This window comes from Actinoplanes sp. NPDC049316 (assembly GCF_040677315.1).
Lineage (GTDB): Bacteria > Actinomycetota > Actinomycetes > Mycobacteriales > Micromonosporaceae > Actinoplanes.
Map to the genome: position 1 here is coordinate 53,570 of NZ_JBFAQM010000037.1, position 18,469 is coordinate 72,038.

15 protein-coding genes are annotated in these 18,469 nt (G+C 69.7%); 5 read left to right on the forward strand and 10 right to left on the reverse strand.

Translation table 11 applies throughout. From position 1 onward, the window contains the following. Positions 1-89: 89 nt before the first annotated feature. On the forward strand, positions 90-1,739 hold the full coding sequence (locus AB0K03_RS36185; protein WP_364694948.1) for an alpha-amylase family protein: 1,650 nt from the start codon (positions 90-92) through the stop codon (positions 1,737-1,739). Positions 1,740-1,841: 102 nt separating this feature from the next. Here AB0K03_RS36185 and AB0K03_RS36190 read toward each other — a convergent pair whose 3' ends face one another. The 10 genes from AB0K03_RS36190 to AB0K03_RS36235 form a co-directional block, all read right to left on the reverse strand. Then, the gene (locus tag AB0K03_RS36190; RefSeq protein WP_364694951.1) at positions 1,842-4,199 is read right to left on the reverse strand and encodes a bifunctional diguanylate cyclase/phosphodiesterase; all 2,358 of its coding nucleotides are present in this window, start codon (positions 4,197-4,199) and stop codon (positions 1,842-1,844) included. A gap of 533 nt (positions 4,200-4,732) precedes the next feature. After that, positions 4,733-5,095, reverse strand: coding sequence for an STAS domain-containing protein (locus AB0K03_RS36195; protein ID WP_364694954.1), 363 nt, complete (start codon positions 5,093-5,095; stop codon positions 4,733-4,735). A gap of 651 nt (positions 5,096-5,746) precedes the next feature. Further along, complete coding sequence (locus tag AB0K03_RS36200; RefSeq protein ID WP_364694957.1) at positions 5,747-7,390, reverse strand: GMC family oxidoreductase; 1,644 nt, start codon at positions 7,388-7,390, stop codon at positions 5,747-5,749. Beyond that, entirely contained in the window at positions 7,380-8,015 is a 636-nt protein-coding gene (locus AB0K03_RS36205) for a gluconate 2-dehydrogenase subunit 3 family protein (protein WP_364694960.1), read from the reverse strand. Before AB0K03_RS36205 ends, AB0K03_RS36200 begins: the two co-directional genes overlap by 11 nt. Beyond that, positions 8,012-9,067, reverse strand: a complete 1,056-nt coding sequence (locus AB0K03_RS36210) for a Gfo/Idh/MocA family oxidoreductase (protein ID WP_364694963.1) — start codon at positions 9,065-9,067, stop codon at positions 8,012-8,014. Before AB0K03_RS36210 ends, AB0K03_RS36205 begins: the two co-directional genes overlap by 4 nt. 5 nt (positions 9,068-9,072) lie before the next feature. After that, complete coding sequence (locus tag AB0K03_RS36215; RefSeq protein WP_364694966.1) at positions 9,073-10,065, reverse strand: ABC transporter permease; 993 nt, start codon at positions 10,063-10,065, stop codon at positions 9,073-9,075. A gap of 3 nt (positions 10,066-10,068) precedes the next feature. Then, positions 10,069-11,574 (reverse strand): sugar ABC transporter ATP-binding protein, encoded by a 1,506-nt coding sequence (locus AB0K03_RS36220; RefSeq protein ID WP_364694969.1) that lies wholly within the window; start codon positions 11,572-11,574, stop codon positions 10,069-10,071. Positions 11,575-11,580: 6 nt separating this feature from the next. Then, positions 11,581-12,726: a substrate-binding domain-containing protein gene (locus AB0K03_RS36225; protein WP_364694972.1), complete on the reverse strand. Its 1,146-nt coding sequence runs from the start codon at positions 12,724-12,726 to the stop codon at positions 11,581-11,583. Continuing rightward, positions 12,723-13,556, reverse strand: a complete 834-nt coding sequence (locus tag AB0K03_RS36230) for a sugar phosphate isomerase/epimerase (RefSeq protein WP_364694974.1) — start codon at positions 13,554-13,556, stop codon at positions 12,723-12,725. The genes AB0K03_RS36225 and AB0K03_RS36230 overlap by 4 nt, the downstream gene beginning before the upstream one ends. Before the next feature lie 139 nt (positions 13,557-13,695). Next, positions 13,696-14,412 carry a helix-turn-helix domain-containing protein gene (locus AB0K03_RS36235; protein WP_364694976.1) on the reverse strand — a complete coding sequence of 239 codons (717 nt, stop codon included), beginning with the start codon at positions 14,410-14,412 and terminating at the stop codon, positions 13,696-13,698. Positions 14,413-14,742: 330 nt separating this feature from the next. Between AB0K03_RS36235 and AB0K03_RS36240 the strand changes: the two genes are divergently transcribed. The 4 genes from AB0K03_RS36240 (at position 14,743) to AB0K03_RS36255 (ending at position 18,365) form a co-directional block, all read left to right on the forward strand. Continuing rightward, on the forward strand, positions 14,743-15,672 hold the full coding sequence (locus AB0K03_RS36240; protein WP_364694978.1) for an AraC family transcriptional regulator: 930 nt from the start codon (positions 14,743-14,745) through the stop codon (positions 15,670-15,672). Positions 15,673-15,749: 77 nt separating this feature from the next. After that, positions 15,750-16,871 (forward strand): hypothetical protein, encoded by a 1,122-nt coding sequence (locus AB0K03_RS36245; protein ID WP_364694981.1) that lies wholly within the window; start codon positions 15,750-15,752, stop codon positions 16,869-16,871. Between the two features lie 142 nt (positions 16,872-17,013). Continuing rightward, on the forward strand, positions 17,014-17,361 hold the full coding sequence (locus tag AB0K03_RS36250) for a PadR family transcriptional regulator (RefSeq protein ID WP_364695028.1): 348 nt from the start codon (positions 17,014-17,016) through the stop codon (positions 17,359-17,361). Next, complete coding sequence (locus AB0K03_RS36255) at positions 17,358-18,365, forward strand: hypothetical protein (RefSeq protein ID WP_364694983.1); 1,008 nt, start codon at positions 17,358-17,360, stop codon at positions 18,363-18,365. The genes AB0K03_RS36250 and AB0K03_RS36255 overlap by 4 nt, the downstream gene beginning before the upstream one ends. The last annotated feature ends 104 nt before the right edge of the window (positions 18,366-18,469 follow it).

The following is an 18,469-nucleotide window of genomic DNA, read 5'->3' on the forward strand; positions in this document are numbered from 1 at the left end:
GGCCGGCATTCGACGGACCACCGACCGACACCGAGCCTGGCGCGCACGTGGGACGGGGCCGGACGGCTGGAGAATGTCGAGGGGTGAGGGTGGCCGAGCGCTGGTACCGCAACGGTGTCATCTACAACCTGGATGTGCGGGCTTTCCAGGACTCCAACGGCGACGGCATCGGCGACCTGCGCGGCCTGATCAGCCGGATCGACTACCTCGGCCGACTCGGGGTGACGACGCTGTGGTTGAGTCCCATCCACCCCAGCCCATGGCGCGACGGCGGGTACGACGTCATCGACCACTACAACATCGACCCGACCCTCGGCAGTCTGGGTGACTTCGCCGAGCTGATGAACGTCGCCGACGAGCGTGGCCTGCGCATCATGCTGGATCTGGTGCTGAACCACACCAGCGCCGGGCATCCATGGTTCACGTCAGCCTGCTCCGACCCCCGCTCGGCACACCGCGACTGGTACGTCTGGTCCGAGCAGGAACCGCCCGACCGCCGCGAGGGCATGATCTTCCCCGGTGTTCAGGAGACGACGTGGACCTACAGCGACCAGGCCGGTGCCTGGTACCACCACCGCTTCCACGACTTCCAGCCCGATCTCAACATCACCAACCCGGACGTACGCGAGGAGCTCGCCAAGATCGTGTCGTTCTGGGAGCGGCTCGGGGTGAGCGGGTTTCGCATCGACGCCGCCCCCTTCATGATCGAATGCACTGAACCGGGCGGAGACCCGGAGAACCGCGACTACTCGGTACTCACCGAGCTGCGCGAGCGGACGTCCTGGCGCCGCGGCGACGCGGTTTTTCTCGCCGAGGCCAACGTGCCCGATGACGACCTGATCCGGTTCTTCGGCAGTGCGGACGGAGCGGCGAACCGGCTGCAGATGCTCTTCGCTTTCCGGCTCAACGAGGCACTCATGTTGTCTCTGGCGCGGCAGGATTCCACAGCGGTCGCAGATGCGCTCGCCGCGCTGCCCCGGTTGCCGCGCCACGGGCAATGGGCCACGTTTCTGCGCAACCACGACGAAGTCGACCTGTCGAATCTGCGGGAATCCGAGCGGGAGACGGTCTTCGCCGCGTTCGGCCCGGAACGCCGCCATCAACTCTACGGCCGCGGCATTCGCCGCCGGCTGGCCACGATGCTCGACGGCGGCCAGCGCCGGCTGCGGATGGCGCACAGCCTTCAGTTCACCATGCCTGGCACCCCGGTGCTGCGCTACGGCGATGAGATCGGCATGGGCGAGGACCTGCGGCTGCCGGAGCGTGACGCGATCCGTACGCCCATGCAGTGGTCGGCCACCACCAACGCCGGCTTCAGCACCGCGGGGGCGCAGGACCTGGTCCGTCCCATGATCAGCGAGGGCCCGTACTCCTACGAACAGGTCAACGTGACCGACCAGCGCCGGGACCCGGACTCGCTGTTGGTGTGGTTCGAACGGATGCTGCACACCAGGCTCGAGTGCGGCGAGATCGGCGTCGGCGACCACCGCGTGATACGGGTGGAGCCGGCACACGTGTTCGCGCACCGCGCCGATGTCCCCAGCGGGTCGATCGTGTTCCTGCACAACCTGAGCGACCGTCCGGCCCGGATCAGCCTGCCGGTGCACATCGAGGACGGCAGCCAGCCGGTGGAGGTGTTCAGCGACCGCGAGTACCCGGATCTCGACCTGGGCGATCTCGAGCTCGATGGTCTCGGCTACCGCTGGATCCGGCTACGACGCTCGCACCTGCGCCACTGACCCTGGCGGGTGCCGGGATGCCATCGGTGAGGGCAGCTCGCTGCGGCCGGTAGCAGTCGTGCACCTTGAGGCTGCACCCCTCGCTGGAGCCGCCGCGGACGATCAGGTGGTTGCACTCGGCCACAGCCGCGGCGCCACGTCGCCGAGTCGACCCTCACCGAGCACCTGCTCCCCACATTCGGCGGCGCTCAAGGGCTTGGCGAAGTAGTAACCTTGCGCGAATTCGCATCCACTGCTCAGCAGGGGACCGCACTGGTCGGCGCTTTCGACGCCCTCGGCGACCGTGGCCAGGCCCATGCTGTGGGCCAGATGAACGATACCTTCGGCGAGGGCCGCGCTGACGGCGGAGGTGGCCACGTCGTCCACGAACGACTTGTCGATTTTGAGAATGTCGATCGGAAATCGGCGCAGGTAAGCCAGCGACGAGTAGCCGGTGCCGAAGTCGTCCACGGCCAGGCGCACGCCCAGATCCGTCAGCCTGCGCAGCTGCTCCGAAGTGGCGGGAGAGTCCTCCACCAATACGGACTCGGTCAGTTCGAGAACCAGCCGGTCGCTTTCGAGGCCGCTGTCGCGTAATACCCGGGCGACATCGCCGGACAGCGAGGGTTGCTCAAGCTGTCGTCCGGACAGGTTCACCGCCACGTACAGGGGCGCGTGCGGACGTCCGCGGTTCCACAGCGCGGTCTGTCGGCACGCCTGCTGCAGCACCCATCTGCCGATGGACCCGATGGCGCCGTTTTGTTCGGCGAGTGAGATGAAGTCGGCCGGGGATACCAGCCCTCGTTTCGGGTGGCGCCACCGCACCAGCGCCTCACAGCCGGCGACAGTCGCGTCGCGGAGGTTGACGATCGGCTGGTAGAGGACCTCCATCTCGCCCCGTTCGACCGCGTACCGCAGGTCGGCATCCATCTCGGTTCGTACGCGAAGGGCCGCCTGCATCGCCGGCCGGAAGACCTCGTAGTTGTTCACACTTCGCTGCTTGGCGGCGATCAATGCCAAGTCCGCACCCTGCAGCAATGTTTCGGCCGTGTCTGCGCCGGGTCCGCTGAACGCAATTCCGACGTGACAGCCGATTGTCACCTCGCCGTCGTGGCCGTGGGTGAACGGCTTGGCGAGGCCGGCAATCACTCGGCGGGCGAATGCGGTGACGTGCTCAGCCTGCTCCGCTCCCTGCAGCAGCACCGCGAATTCGTCGCCACCGAAGCGCGCGACAGTATCGGTCTCCCGGGCGAGGTTGCGCAGACGTGCACCGGCCCCGAGCAAGATCGCGTCTCCCGCAGAGTGACCTGCCGCGTCATTGACGGCCCGGAACCGATGCAGGTCGACCAGCAGCACCGCAACACATTCGCCGTCACGGTGGGCGTGGGCGAGGCTGTGGGCCAGCCGGTTGAGGAGCAGCGCCCGGCTCGCCAAACCGGTCAATGGGTCGCGGAAGGCATGGTGAAGGCCGTCCACGGCTCGCGCCGACTGGATGGCCACGCCGATGTGGCCGGCGAAAGCGGCCAAGATGTCCCGGTCGGCGGCGCCGTATACCCGCTCCGGGCGCAGGGACGCCACGAACAGACTGCCCAGTACTCGTCCCTCGTGCACCACGGGCGCCGCCATCGCGGTCTGCACGCCGGCATCGACGCCGTCTCGAAGCGCGTGCGAGGACTCGGCGTACCGGTCGAACACCACGAGCTCCCGGCGCTGCACCGCCTGCCCTGAGACACCGCCCGCTGCCACAGGGGTGGACCACAGTCGATGCAGCACATCATCCGGGAAACCCTGGGCAGCGACCAACTGAAGCAGATCGGGGTCGTCGCCGTCGCGCAACGCGAGTGCAACGATGTCATCGCCCAGCAGTGCCTGCGTCTGTGCCGTCACCGTGCGGAAGATCTCGTCCAAGGGTGCCTGGCGGGCGATGGCCCGCTGCACCACGGACACCCGCTCCAGCAACCGGACCGCATCCGACCCGGTAACGCAGGCAGAAGCCGTTCCTGCGGGCGTGGAACGCGCATGCGATCTGCGCAGATCGGACAAGCGCATGCCCAAAGCCGCAGCGACGGCCTCGACGGACGCCATGACAGCCGGACCGAGATGGAGGCTGATCAGCACGAGTTCCATCTCGCGATCCCCGGGCGAGGCATGTGGCATGAACGTCGGCACCGGTACCACCGCCCGATGGCTGTGATCCTGGCGGCCGGAGGCGGTCGACAGCACCTGATCGGGCGCTGCCGGCCCACGCATAGCGACAATCGCGCCATGCTCGATCACCGCTACCGCGTCGGCCTCCATCGCCTCCGCGAGCCGCTCCACGACGAGGCGTACCACCTCCGCGGGGTTCGCGGCCGCCGCCATGGTCGAGATCGTCTGCGCCAGCCACCGCGCCGTCATGGCAGTGTCGTCGAGGCGCGCCGCGTCCTCGGGCAACCGCTCGACCGGCGCAGGACCCGGCCGCGAAAAGGTTGCGCCCTCCATGCCAACCCAGTCGGCACTTCGGAGGAAATGCTGAGGATTATCGAGAAATGATCGGCTCCGGGGCGCGGGCAAAGACGCGGAGATCCTGCCCCGACAACAGATATCGTCTTCCCGCCGACCGCGCGTTACTCCCCCGCGCCGCTGCCCTCATCTACTGCACGACGCGGTCCGTAGCGTCCCGCTGCGGGCCCGTCCGGGGACCGTGCTGCGCCGGCACCACGACCTGATCAGCTACCGGCACGCGGTGCTTTCTCAACCGAACGAGCTCGGCGGCCACCCACAGCCGTCGGCGATATCCAAATAACGAGGCACCAGCCGATCTGCGAGCCGCCCGAGAAGCAGTCGGCACGGGGTTCGCCTTGCGCACAATCGGCGAAGTGCATCTTCGCCGATTGTGCGGCGTTGATGCGTATCCGGCCCCGGCTCCGGCCGAGACTCAGGCCCGCGGACTGCGCTTCGTGATCCCGAGCGAATCGCGGATGTCTGGGTTCAGTTCCGCACGATGCGAAGGATGCGACTTCCTTGCCGGACGGTCAGCCACCAGCGACTTCCAGAACAGCTGCTGTCCCCATGGCCCCGAAAAGCCAACGGATGTGTTCTCGTGGGTTCACGATCGAGCATGTAACGCCACAGGCGGCAGCATGACGATGCGCGGCGACCAGCACCCGCACCCCTGCGACGTCGCAGAAGTCGACACCTGCCACGTCGAGGACGATCCGCTCGGCAGCATGGTCCGCCAGGGCTCCGAGAAACGTCTCGCTGACAATCGCGCATGATTGCCGGTCGATACTCCCGCACAGCTTGATGGTCACCTCACCACCGTCTGGTGCGGCCACGACAATAGCGGTCAAGCCGTCATCCATACCTTGGGAGACCGTTGACCAGAAGACGCTCACTGGTCCTCTCCTGACCTGACGCGCCCACGCATCCGAGCCCCTCTTCCGCCGACTGCCACTCGTCGAGCACAGCGCCGACACAACCACTGACGTCGTCCCTGTCGCTGCAAAGCCCACGGTGGCACGGCGCAGTCGACCTCCCACCGATGCGTTGCAGGTGTGAACGATAGGCCGCTGCGCACGGACGCGCGCGCTGGTAAGCGAATCGATTATCCGGATTCCGCCAAAGATTCGGTTCGTGAGGACGGATCCGGCTTAATCCTGACTCGCCGGACGGCATTCACGGATGGCGAGCAGTCAGGCATGCTGAAGCGCCCGGTGAACGGCCGCTCGGACCTCGACGCTCTCGGCGTCATGCTCTTCGAGAGCCTGACCGGCCGCCGTTCGATGCCTCGGACGTCGGCTGGCTGCCGCCTCCCCACACCACCGCGCCCGGGCCGGGCCTCCGGGCGCTGCTGCCGGACATCGACCGGCTGCCGGCCGAGGCGGTCACGCGGCTGCTCGCCAAGGACCGGGCCGGCCGCTACCGGAGCCCGGCCGATCTCGCGCCGACGACTGCGACGGCTGTGCGGCTACAGCGGCAGCATGACCGGCAAGCTGCGGGGACCGGCCGGGTATGCCGGCGACTCTGCCCACCGCGACCGCCTGCCTTCAACGCCCCGGCGCCGAGTGGCCGTCCGCTATCCGTTCGGCGACTCGCCAGGCGTTGGCCATGATGGTCAGGGTCGGGTTGGCCCCGGTCGCGGTGGGAAACGGCCCGCCGTCGACCACGAACAGGTTGTCCACCTCGTGTGCCCGGCAGTCGCGGTCCAGCACGGACGTCTCCGGATCGTCACCCATCCGGGTGGTGCCGTGCTGGTGGGAGCAGTTGCCCGTGATGCGGTCGATGTAGACGCGGTAGGTCTTGTGGGCGCCGGCGGCGTCGAGGATCTCCGCGTTGCGGTCGATGAGCCACCGTCCCATCGCCAGGTCGTTGGGGTGCGGTGTGAGGGTGATCCGGGCGGCCGGCAGGCCCCAGGCGTCGGTGACCTTCTCGTCGAGGTCGACCCGGTTGTCGTGCTGCGGCATGTCGTGCACGACCATGGCCACGGCCATGCTGTGGTTGAAGTACTCCCGGTCCATGCGCTTGGCCTCGGGGCCCCACAGCGGACGGTCCGGCAGGCTCCAGTTGATCGGCAGGGGGATGCCGACGCCGGCGCAGGCGATGTGGCCGCCGCTGGCGAAGCCACGGGAGTCGTCATGCTCGTAGAACTGGAAGCTGCTGGCGCTGACGTACCCGCCGCCGGCCCAGGCGTAGATCGGATCGTCGAACAGGCCGACCGCGGCGCTGTACTCGTGGAAGGTGACATTGCGCCCGACCAGGTCGCTGCCGTTGGCCAGGCCGTTCGGATACCGGCCGGAGCGCGACAGCAACAGCAGCCGAGCCGACTCGACGGCGCCACAGGCGAGGACGAACACGTCCGCCTCCTGCTCGACGAGGTCACCGTCGGCGTCGGCGTACACGGCCGATGCGACCCGGCCGAGCGCGTCGACAGTCAGCTCGCGGACGTACGAGTCGGGGCGCAGGTCGTAGCGGCCGGTCGCCACGGCATCGGGGATGAACACGTTGAGCGCGCTGGACCGGGTGCCGGTGGGGTCGCCGTGCTGCTGGGCGAAGGCGCTGACCACCGTTGCCGGGCGCCCGTTGAACGGGCGGGACAGTGCCGCCTGCGGCGTGGGGAACGAGTTGTACCCGAGGGCGGCGCAGCCGGCGTGGAACTTCTTCGCGTACCGCGACATGGGCATCGGGGGGCACGGGTAGCCGCGGGTGCGCGGCGACTCGTACACGTTGGCCCCTGCGGCACCCGAGACCCCGAATGCCCACTCCACCTTGTCGTAGTACGGCTCCAGGTCGGCGTACGTGATGGACCAGTCGGCGAGCGTCGCGCCCGGCAGGTCACCGATGACGGTCCGGGGCCGGAAGTCGTTCTCGGTGAACCGGGGCAGCCAGCCCTGCCAGTGCACCGTGCCGCCGCCCACCATCTGCGGCACCGGGCAGAACAGCTCGATGCGCGCCTCCTCGTCGGCCGAGGTGCGTACCGTGCGCGGGTTCAGCAGCGGGTCCGGCCACAGGTTGTAGCGGTTGACGTTGGCGAGTTCGTCCCCGCCGAAGGTCTCCTTGGTGCGCCACGGGCCGCGTTCCAGTCCGACGACGCCCAGCCCGCGCTCGGTGAGCACCTTGGCGGCGGCAGCGCCGGAGGCCCCGGCCCCGATGATGCACACGTCGGCCCGCTCGGGCTTCGCCTTACGCGCCATGGTGTTCCTCCGTACCGGGCTCCGCGAAATAGGACAGGACGGTGTACCGCCCGGTGTGCACCTCGGCGAGCGACGCGGGCCCGGGGAAGCCGATGACCTCCCAGCCGATCCGGTCGCGGTTGCCGCCGTAGATCGGGTCGGCGTAGAAGCCCTGCCGGGTGTGCAGGGCGAGCAGCGGCAGGAAGTCGAGGTCGATCTCGACGCTGGTCTGTTGCAGCGGGGTCTCCACGGGCGACCACGCGGCGACCGTCTCGGCGGTCTCCAGCTCGCCGCCACCCGTTTCCATTCCGGCCAGGAGGTCGTCCTGCTGGGACCCGGTGAGGTCGGCGAAGGCGGCGCCGAAGCCGGCCCGGCCGCGCCGGTCCAGCTCGTCGATCCCGTGCCGATACTTGTCCCGGACGATGTCCAGCCGCTGCTGCCAGGCGTCGGCGCGGCGGCCCTGGAGGGTTTCGAAGCCGCTGCCGTCCGGCTTGGCGTAGATGTGATCGAGCCCCGACAGGTACCGGTCAAGGAAGTCGATGGTGCCCGCCTCACGGGCGCCGGGGGTTTCGTCGGTGGGGATGATGCGTGCCATCGCCGCCTCGACGGTGGCACGCTGGTGTGGATCGAAGAACACGGGCTTCATCGGGGTACCTCCACCCACCTCGACTGTGCGGCGGATTCGACGACGGCGGCGGTGAGCACCGCGGCCCGCAGGCCGTCGGTGAAGGTGGGCAGCCCGTCGGGCTTCTGGCCGCCGATGGCGCCGTACACGTCGGCCACGAACGCGGTGAAGCAGTCCTGGTAACCCTGCGGGTGCCCCGCCGGCAGCCCGGAGTAGGCCGCCGCGGACTCCGAAAGGGTGTCCGGACCGCGCGGAACCACCTGGCTGGTGCGCTGCCCGCCGACCCAGAGGGCATCGGGAAGCTCCTGGTCGAAGGCGTACGACGCGTCGGGTCCGTCGAAGGAGAACCAGAGCCGGTTCTTGCGGCCGGGCGTGGCCTGGCTGACCACGACGGAACCGGAGGCGCCGCGGTCGGTGTCGAACAGCACGGCGGCGCCGTCCTCGGTGGGGCGGTCCGGGTACGCGGCGGCCAGGCGGGCGACGAGCCGGCTGATGCGATGCCCGGTGGCGAACTCCATCAGGTCGCACCAGTGCACGCCGATGTCGCCGAACGTCCGGGACGCCCCGCCGAGGGCCGGGTCGACCCGCCAGTTCGTCGCGTCCCCGCCGGCCAGCCAGTCCTGTAGGTAGGAGCCGTGCAGCAGCCACAGCCGGCCGGCCTCTCCGGCGCCGATGCGGGCGCGTGCCTCCCGTACGGTCGCATAGAAGCGGTAGACGAAAGGCACAGCCGTGACCACCCGGGCCTCGGCCGCGGCGTCGACCAGACGCCGGGCGTCGGCGACGCCGGTGGCCAGCGGCTTCTCACAGATCACGTGCTTGCCCGCCTGGAGTGCGGCCAGCGCCAGCGGCACGTGCAGCGCGTTCGGGGTGCAGATGTGGACGACGTCCACATCGGCGGCGGAGATCAGCTCCTCGGCCGAGGCGGCAGCAGACAGCGCGTGCAGTCGCTCGGCCGCCACCGCCGCCTCCCGCGGGCTGCCGGCGGCGACCCGGCTGAGCACACCGCCCGCGGCGTGCACGGCCCGGGCGTGCACTCCGCCGATGAACCCGGTGCCGATGATGCCGGAACGCATGGCGGTCACTTCTTCCGGGCCAGCGCGACGGCCAGGATGATGATGGCGCCGCGGACGACCTGCTGCTGGCTGCTCTCCAGACCGGCCAGGATGAGACCGTTGTTGATCAGACCGATCAGCAGCGCGCCGAACAGCGTGCCGATCACCGACCCGGAGCCGCCGAAGAGGCTGGTGCCGCCGAGGATGACGGCGGCTATCGCGGACAGTTCGTCGCCGGTGCCCCACTGGAAGCGGCCGGACTGCAGGCGGCCCGCGTACAGCATGCCGACGATGCCGGCGACCACCCCCGAGAGCAGAAGCACCTGGAACTTGATCCGCTTGGTGTTGACGCCGGTGAACTCGGCCGCCATCCGGTTGCCGCCGGTGGCCAGGACCTGTCGCCCGAAGCGGGTCTTGTTGAGCACGATCGCGCCGACGATGACGAACACGGCCGTCCAGATCAGCAGTCCCGGGATCGGGCCGAGGTTCCCCGATCCGAAGAACAGGTTGAACGCGTCGTTGAGGATCGGCTGCGGTGCGGAGTCGGTGATCCACTGCGCCACGCCCACCGCGATGCCCAGCATGCCCAGGGTGACCAGGAAGGAGGGGATGCCCAGCATGCTCACGAGGCCGCCGTTGACGGCGCCGACCACTGCGCCGACGAGCAGGCCGGCGATGATCCCGGCGATCATGCCGTAGTGCGAGACCGCCATCGCGGCGCAGACGCTGGACAGGCCGGCGACGGACCCGACGCTGAGGTCGATCTCGGCGGAGGCGATGACGAAGGTCATCGCCACAGCGAGGATGGTCACGGTGGCGGTCTGCCGGAAGATGTTGAGCAGGTTGTTCGGGCTGAGGAAGCCTTGATCCCCGAGCAGGATCGCGAAGAACAGGAACACCACGGCGAAGCCGATGTAGATGATGTATCGGTGCCAGTCGATGCGGCGCAGGGTGTCGCGCAGTGACCCGCGGCCCGGCTCCGTCTGCTGGCCCGACGGCGTGGTGGTGGTCGTGGCCATGGCTCACACTCCCTGTACCGCGAGCTGAAGGGCTTCTTCGTCCGGGATGTCGCGCCGGGCGAGTTCCTGTCGGACGCTGCCGTCGCGCAGGACGAGCACGCGGTCGCTGACGGCGAGCAGCTCCGGCAGCTCCGACGAGATGACGATGACGCCCTTGCCGGCGTCGGCCAGGCCGCGGATCATGTCGAGGATCTCGCTCTTCGTGCCGATGTCGACGCCGGCGGTGGGCTCGTCCATGATCAGGACATCGGGTTCGGTGCCGAGCCACTTGGCGATGACGACCTTTTGCTGGTTGCCGCCGGACAGCAGCCGCACCGGACGCTCCGGATGGGCCACCTTGACCGCGAACCGGTCGATGAGGTGGCGCGCCAGCGTGCGACCGCCGCGGTCGTCGAGCAGCGGCCCTCGCCGTACCCGGTCGAGCAGCGGCAGCAGCAGATTGTCGATGACCGAGTGGTCGAGTACGAGGCCCTGCTCCCGGCGGTCCTCCGGAATGAGGGCGAGTTTGGCGGCCATCGCCGCGCGCGGGTTCGACACGTCGACGGGCCGGCCGTGCACGAGCAGCTCGCCGCCGTCCAGCTTGTCGATGCCGAACAGGCACCGGGCCAGCTCGGTGCGGCCGCTGCCCATCAGCCCGGCGAGGCCGATGATCTCGCCGGCGTACAGCTCGAAGGTCACCCCGCGGACCCGGCGCCCGGAGCACAGGCCGCGGGCCTGCAGCAGCGGGCGGGCGTCCGCCCGGCCCTGGCGTTCCTGGTACTCGAGTTCGCCCTCCATCTTCTTGCCGACGATGCCCTCGACGATCTCCGCGGGCGTGATCTCGGCCAGCTTCCTGGTGAACAGGCGGCGCCCGTCGCGCAGGATCGTGATCCGGTCCGCGATCCGGTACACCTCGTCCATCCGGTGCGAGATGTAGATGACCGCGATGTCGCGCGCCTTCAGCCGCTCCACCAGTTCGAAGAGAGCCTCGGTCTCGTGCTTGGCCAGGCTCGCCGTGGGCTCGTCCATGATCAGCACCCGGGCGTCCTGGGCGAGCGCCTTGGCGATCTCGGTGAGCTGCCAGTACGCCGTGCTCAGGCTGCCCACCCGCGCGCCGGGGTCGACATCGACGGCCATGTCCCGGAAGACCGACCTGGCGCGGCGACCGGCTTCCCGGTCGTCGATCAAGCCGGCTGCGCCCCGCGGCTCGGTGGTCAGGTAGATGTTCTGCGCCACCGTCAAGGTAGGGACCAGGCTGAACTCCTGGAAGACCATGCCGATACCGGCCGCCCGGGCGTCGTGGATGGAGGAGAAATGCACGGGCCTGCCGTCGACGACGATCTCCCCCTGGTCCAGCGGGTAGACGCCCTGGAGCATCTTCATCAGGGTCGACTTGCCCGCCCCGTTGCCGCCGGCGAGCGCGTGCACCTCCCCGCGCCGCACCTCGAAGTCGACGTCGGTCAGCACCGGCACGCCGTAGAAGCCCTTGTGGATACCGCGCATCTGCACGGCGAGTGGCCGGTCGTCCATGTCGCGTCACCTCTGGTACGAGTCGCGCAGGTACTCGGGCGGATCGGAGTGGTAGACCTGCTTCCACGCCTCCAGCACGTTCGTGTGGTCGACCGGCAGGGCACTCAGCGCCACGTACGGGGGTTCGCTCTTGCCGAGCAGTGCGCCGGCCCCCAGCCGGGCCTCCGTGACGCCCTGGTCGAACGGCATCTGCGCGCCGAGACCCACCACGATCTGGTTCTTGGCGAGGGCGATGGCGACGTTCCTGCCGAGGTCCTCGGTGGCGACAGCCAGGTCGTAGCGGCCGTATGACCGGGCCGCGGCCATCACCCCTTCGGCGGGTACGTCCCACACCGCCCAGATCCCGTCGAGTTTCGGGTGCCGGCTGAGGTACGCGTTCGCGACGTTCTGCGCGTCGCCGGCGAAGTCCGGCCCGGCGATGCCTTTCTCCTCGACGATCCGGATGCCGGGGTAGTCCTGCTTGATCGTGGCGGTGAAGCCCTGCCAGCGCTGCTTGGTGACGAAGAAGTCGGCCTCGTGGTAGATCACGCCGATCTCCCCCTCGCCGCCCAGCGACTTCGCCAGCAGATGGGCCGAGACGACGCCGTTGCCGTAGTTGTCGGCGGAGACCATCGAGACGTAATCCCTGCCGGGGGCCATGCCGTTCGGCACGTTGTCCATGAACACCAGACGGGCGCCGGTGGCCGCCGCCCTCTTGTAGGCGTCGGCGGTGGCGACGGGGTCGGTGGGGATCGAGACGATGATGTCCGGCTTCTGGCTGAGCACCGTCTCGAGATTGGAGACCTGCTGGTCCGGCTTGAAGTTGGCGTCGGTCACGGCGAGCACCCGGATACCGAGATTGGTGAACTCGTGCTTGAGGCCGGCGATCTGGGCGATGGCCCAGTCGTTGCCGGCGTAGTGCATGACGATCGCGGCGGTGGCGTGTTTCGCCTTCACCTGCGCGATCTCGTTCGGCGTCAGGTCGGCCGCGGACGCCGGCGCCGGCTTCTCGCCGTGCGGGCCGTCGCTGAGCACCTGACCCTTCAGCTGGAGCAGGCGAGTCTCGGCGACCCGGGACACGCCTGGGGCCTCCTTCTTGGCGCCGGCGCCGGGATACGTGCACCCCGCGGTGACCAGAACGAGCGCGGTGGCGGCCGCGACGCATCGCTTCATGCCTGCCCCTCGGTGTCGAGCAGTTTGTCGAGGTAGGCCTTGCTGGTCTCGGCGGCCTCGCGCGGATCACCCGCGTACGCGTCCAGCTCGACGATCAGCCAGCTGTCGTACCGCGCTTCCCGCACCGCGCGCAGGATGTCGGCGAAGTCGAGGACACCCGCGCCGAGCGGCAGGAACTCCACCGGATCCGGCCGCAGGTCCTTGAGGTGGACATGGGTGATGCGGTCCGGGTAGCGACGGATCAGCGCGGCGGGGTCGCCACCGCCCGCGGCCAGGTGCGCGGTGTCGGGACAGAAGCCGATCCGGGTACGCGACATCAGCCGGTCCAGCTCGTCGGGGCTCTCCACGATCGTGGTCAGGTGGGGGTGGTAGCCGGCGCTCAGGCCGTTGCTCTCCGCGATCGCAGTGACCCGGTCCAGCGCCTCGCCGAGCCGGTTGTAGTCCTCAGGTTCGACCCCCGCCGCCCGCCGTGCTCCCCCACCGACCACGAGGCGCTGCGCGCCGAACGTGGCGGCCAGCTCCGCCGCCCGCTCGATGCGGTACAGCTCGTCGCGCAGCGCGTCGGCGTAGATGAAGTTCGCGCCGGTGTACACGCTGACCAGCTCGATTCCGGCCGTGCCGAGCAGCTCCCGCAGGTCGTCCGGCCGGTCGGCGTACGAGGCCACGTTGCCGTCGAACATCTCGATGCCCGCGTAGCCGCAGCCGGCGATGTCCCGCACGGCCTGGTCCATGGCGCCGTTGGCGCGGTAGTACAGGTCCTTGACGCTGGTCACGCCGGTGGCGTCCCCGACGACTCCGCCCCAGGTGATCGAGTGGTATCCCAGTCGCATGCGCGCGGCCACCTCCTGACGCGCCACCGCTCAGCGGGTCGGCGCTCCGGCTGAGATCGACATTCGTCTCTGGATGCCGCCGGTTTCCACCCCGATCCTCACTGAGTGGAAGATTGACTTGGGCGCAGCGTCACGGACGTCACAGACCAGGCACCGCGGCGTCGGCCGATGTCCCCAGTTCGCGGGAGATGCGGGCCGCCGCCCGGCGGACCATTCGGATCAGCACGAGCGAGTCGCCGGTGGTGCGCACCGCCACGGACACGGCCGCCATCACCGCGCCGTGCGGGCCGACGAGCGGAGCGGCCACCGAGAACGACCGGCTCCCGACGCCGGTCACCGCCACTCCGCTCCGGCGGATCTCGACCAGCTCCTGCCTGATCCGGTACGTCGACCGGCCGCCGCCCTCCAGCACCTCGGCAAGCACGTCGGGCGAGGCATAGGCCAGCAGGACGCGTCCGATACCCGGCGACTCCAACGGCACGCGGGCACCCGCCGGGAGCACCGGCTGGACAGTTTGCAGCCCGCTGATCGCTACGACGCACAGCGCCTCGGCGCCCAGGGGCACGGCGAGATGCGACGCTCCGTGTGTTGCCTCGTAGAGGGCTGCCAGGTATGGGACGGCCACCTCGTCGAGGCGGGACACCGCGGGGGCCAGCCTGCCGATCTCCCACAGCCGCAGGCCGACGGCGTACCGGCCGGTGGAGGTGCGCTGGATCGCTCCGTGGTCGGTCAGCTCACGCAGCAAACGGTACAGAGTGGCCGACGGCAGGCCCGTGGTCCGGCTGATGTCGGCGAGGCTGAGTTCGGGGCGGGCGGCGCTGAACGCGTCGAGCACCCGCAGCAGCCGACTCGCCACAGACTGACCCCGCTCCCGGCTGTTGCCCGCCACAGGGCCTCCTTCTGCTCGAAGGGTGACCAAGTGCAGGCCGCGGAGCAACCGAACGGTCGCGCCCTGCCGCGCAGGACGACGTGGACACCCGGGCGACCGTGCCCCACCTGATACGGACGGCGGATACCCCTCCCGCCGGGAGTTAGGCATGGGATCACCCCAACTCGCACGGTCTTCATGCCGGCCCCCGCGGCATTGCCGCCCACCCCGGCGGAACCGCTTTGGCTTCGGTAGCAGACGGGGTCTTTCAGGTGTCATGCTGAGGTGGTGCCAGTCGTGACCCATGCCTCTGGTGACGTGGACGAGGCCCGCGCATTCCTAGGCAGATATTACTATTCGAGCTTTGTCGATGTGCTGTCATGGCGGCGGAACTGGCAGAGCCGTTTCGATGTTTCTCCGTCGGACGCCCTCACCGTCGGCGATCTTCAATTCGGCACGGACGTGAAGATCCGATTCGGAGAGCTCGGCGCATACCACGTCAATCTGCCGATGGCGGGTTCGCTGACCTGGCGGCAAGGTCGGAACGTGCCCCTGCAGGCCACGACGAGGACCGCGGCGGTCTTCCAGCCGATCGGTGACACGCACCTCGAGAAGTGGGACGGCGACTGCCGGCTGCTGGCCGTGAAGATCGACCGTGCAGCGCTGGAGGACGAACTCGCCCGCCTGCTCGACGCTCCAGTCCGCTCGCCGGTGACGCTCGCACCGACCATCGACATCACCGGTGGACCGGGCGCCAGTTGGCTGCGCCTCCTCCGGCTGACGGCCGCCGACGCCGATCAGCCTCAAGGCCTCATCAACCACCCGATCATCGGGGCTCGCCTGCGGGAAGCCGTGGTCGCGGGGCTGCTGGGCGCCGCGGACCACCCGTACCGCGACCGGCTGGAGGGTCCGAGGCCGGCGGTGGCTCCGAGCGCGATCCGCCGTGTCGTCGAGGCCGTACAGGCGGAGCCGGGCAAGCCGTTCACTGTCGCCGACCTCGCCGCCATCGCCGGCGTCAGCATCCGAAGCCTGCAGCAGGGTTTCCAGCGGCATGTCGGGATGTCGCCGATGACCCACCTGCGGCGCGTACGCCTCGCCCGGGTGCATGAGCACCTGCGTCAATCCGATCCCTCGGTGCACACCGTCACCGACATCGCCTACCGCTACGGCTTCACCCACATGGGTCGTTTCGCCGCGGAATACCGAGCCCGGTACGGAGTCGTCCCCCGCGAAACCCTGCGGGGATAGCCCGCGTGCTCGAGTATGTGGATCGAACCGGGGTAGCCGGCCGCCCGCCACGTGTCGCGAACCGGTGAGGAGCTCCGATGAGGCCCAGCGAGCAACCCCGGCCGGAGATCGTCGTCGGTCTGGTGGCAACCCCGCCGGATTACCCGGCACGGGTCGCCGCGCGGCTCGCGCCCGAGCTGGCCGGCCGGCTCGCCGAGCGGGTGGACGCGGAGGCGCGGTGGGTCGTCCGGGAAGGCTGGGGCGAGGTGGCGCCGCGACGCGACGGCGGCGTTGAGGCGCTGCTCGACGACCTTGCCCGCCGGCGCGCCGACGCCGGGTGGGACGTGGCGATCTGTCTGACCGATCTGCCGCTACACAGCGAACGGGTGCCACTGGTCGCGCAGAGCTCGGCCCGGCGCCGAGTCGCCGTGGTGTCCCTGCCCGCGCTGGGGTTGCGCCAGCTGCGAGGAGTGCACGCGGCCGTTCCGGATCTCGTGGGCCGGCTGCTCACCGACGCCTCCGACGAGCGGGTGCCGCCGGCCGACTGGGCTCCGGCCCAGCTGGCAAGGCGGGTCGCCGCCATCCGCCGGGTGATCGGCGAGGCCGACGCCGGGGATCTGCGCTACGTGGCCTCCCGGCTTGTCGGCGGGGTGCGGCTGCTGACCGGGATGGTCCGCGCCAATCGCCCAGGACGGGCCCTGCTGGGCCTGTCCAAGTTGCTGGTCGGCGCGTTCGGCACAGCGGCGTTCGCGCTCACCACGGACACCATCTGGCAGATGGGCGATGCGCTCGGCGGCCTCCGGCTCACCGTGATCATGCTGCTCGGGCTGACCGCGCTGGTGGTGTGGCTGATCGCCGCACACGACCTCTGGGAGAAAGCAGACGCGGAGACACCGGTTGAGCTGGCCCGGCTGTTCAACCTGGGCACGATCCTCACCCTCACCCTGGCCACGGCGGTGTCCTACCTGGTGCTTTTCACCGGGACGGCGCTCGCCGCGGCGCTGCTGATCGACACGTCCGTGCTGGAACAGAGCCTGCAGCGACCCGTCGGCCTGCCGGACTACCTGACACTCGCCTGGATCATCAGCTCGCTGGCCACCGTCGGCGGCGCGATCGGCTCCGGTCTGGAGGACGAGGACACGGTTCGCGCCGCCGCCTACGGCTACCATCCCGAACCCGGCGGCTGGCTGGACGAGAAGGAGGCGCAGCAGAACAGGTGAACCGGCACGGCTGCGCGTGCCGGCTCCCCGGTGCGCTGCCGCAGTTCGCGCCCCGCGCCGGCATCTGGCCGGAGATCACGGCCGATGCAGCGGTTGCCACATAGTCAGATCATCTCTATATTCGTCCGGCATGGCGACTGCGATGCGAGAACCAACATTCTGGATACTCACTGCGTTGGTGGACCACCCTCGACACGGGTACGGCGTCATGCGGCAGGCTGAGACGCTGTCCGCCGGCCAGATCCGGCTCCAGGCCGGCACCCTGTACGCCGCCCTCGACCGCCTCACCGCCGAGGGCCTCATCGACATCGACCGGCAGGAGGTTGTCGACGGCCGCCCGCGGCGGTACTACCGGCTCACCGACGACGGTGCTGCCGCCCTGGCCGCGGAGAGCAAGCGCCTGGCCCGCAACGCGAGCACAGCCTCACGACGGCTTCGGGCACACCGGCCTGCAACCGGCCTCGGCACCGTGGCGGTGGCTGTCGGATGAGGACCCGTCTGATCCTGGCCGCGTACCCGAAAGGCGCGCGCCGCGCGGAGATCGAAGACCTCCTGCTGATGGCCGCGGCCGACGGCCACGCCGAACCCGGCGCCCGGGGTGTGACCAACCTGCTGCGGCATGGCCTGCGGGCCCGCCTCGGGCGCGCCGGCAGCAACGGCGTTGTGGCCCTGGCCATGATCGTCTCCGTCATCGCCGGCTTCCTGCTCGCCTCGGCGACCAGCCGGCTCGCCTGGGAGGCGGCCCCCGACCTGCCGGACGGCGCCCGCCGTGCCGCACTCGGCGAGGTGCTGGCTCCCGGCCGGCCGGTGCAATGGAGCCAGGACAGCTCGGGCGACCCCTTTCCTGTCGTCGACGGGCAGGTCCGTCCCCGGCGGCTCAGCGGTGTCGTCGCCGACACCGCTGAAACCGGCGACGGGAGCGGATATCTGACGGGCGTGGCACAACGGCTGCAGGCACAGGGCTGGCGCGTCTCGGACACCTCCTTGACCGGTCCCACCGCCGGCAAGACCGGGGCCGGACCGAACGATGCACAAGTCCTGCTCGCCCGGAACGCTCATCTGGTGCTGTGGATCGAGGACGTCCGCGACCTGACCGAGCGGCAGGGCCGCCTGAACATTCACGTCCACCGCGCCGAGCCGCCGTGGATCTCCGTCCTGACGTTCGTTGCCGGCCTGTTCGGCGCGCTGCTCGGCTGGCTGCTCTTCGGCTGGGGAAGCCGCCGCACCGAGCACCACCGGGCGGCCACGACCGCCGCCGGCTTCGCCGTCGTCCTGGCGATGGTCCTCCTGGCCCCGGCTCTGTCCCTGGGCTTGATCTTCCTGAACGTGTTCACCGGCGATTACCTGTCGAAGGTGCCGTTCTGGGCCGCCTTGGTGCCCACCAGCACGTTCGGGGGCCTGGCCGTCGCGGCCGGCGTCGCGGCCGGCACCGCGCTGGTGATCGCCGCGCTTCGCCGGCCCGGCCGAAGCCGGCAGCGCCCGGCCTCGGCCTGACCGGGTAGGTATTTCTCGCTCGAGGGCGGTACGACTCGCGACCACGGGCACGTGACCGGCAGATTCTCCGGGCATCGTGCATGGACACGAAAAGCCTGGGAAGG

What these genes read in the sequence shown, in the direction of transcription:
- AB0K03_RS36190 (WP_364694951.1), bottom strand. Translation starts at nt 4,199, where the DNA reads ATGGAGGGCGCAACCTTTTCGCGGCCGGGTCCTGCGCCGGTCGAGCGG.
- AB0K03_RS36200 (WP_364694957.1), bottom strand. Translation starts at nt 7,390, where the DNA reads ATGGCGCGTAAGGCGAAGCCCGAGCGGGCCGACGTGTGCATCATCGGG.
- AB0K03_RS36205 (WP_364694960.1), bottom strand. Translation starts at nt 8,015, where the DNA reads ATGAAGCCCGTGTTCTTCGATCCACACCAGCGTGCCACCGTCGAGGCG.
- AB0K03_RS36210 (WP_364694963.1), bottom strand. Translation starts at nt 9,067, where the DNA reads ATGCGTTCCGGCATCATCGGCACCGGGTTCATCGGCGGAGTGCACGCC.
- AB0K03_RS36215 (WP_364694966.1), bottom strand. Translation starts at nt 10,065, where the DNA reads ATGGCCACGACCACCACCACGCCGTCGGGCCAGCAGACGGAGCCGGGC.
- AB0K03_RS36220 (WP_364694969.1), bottom strand. Translation starts at nt 11,574, where the DNA reads ATGGACGACCGGCCACTCGCCGTGCAGATGCGCGGTATCCACAAGGGC.
- AB0K03_RS36225 (WP_364694972.1), bottom strand. Translation starts at nt 12,726, where the DNA reads ATGAAGCGATGCGTCGCGGCCGCCACCGCGCTCGTTCTGGTCACCGCG.
- AB0K03_RS36230 (WP_364694974.1), bottom strand. Translation starts at nt 13,556, where the DNA reads ATGCGACTGGGATACCACTCGATCACCTGGGGCGGAGTCGTCGGGGAC.
- AB0K03_RS36245 (WP_364694981.1), top strand. Translation starts at nt 15,750, where the DNA reads ATGAGGCCCAGCGAGCAACCCCGGCCGGAGATCGTCGTCGGTCTGGTG.
- AB0K03_RS36250 (WP_364695028.1), top strand. Translation starts at nt 17,014, where the DNA reads ATGCGAGAACCAACATTCTGGATACTCACTGCGTTGGTGGACCACCCT.
- AB0K03_RS36255 (WP_364694983.1), top strand. Translation starts at nt 17,358, where the DNA reads ATGAGGACCCGTCTGATCCTGGCCGCGTACCCGAAAGGCGCGCGCCGC.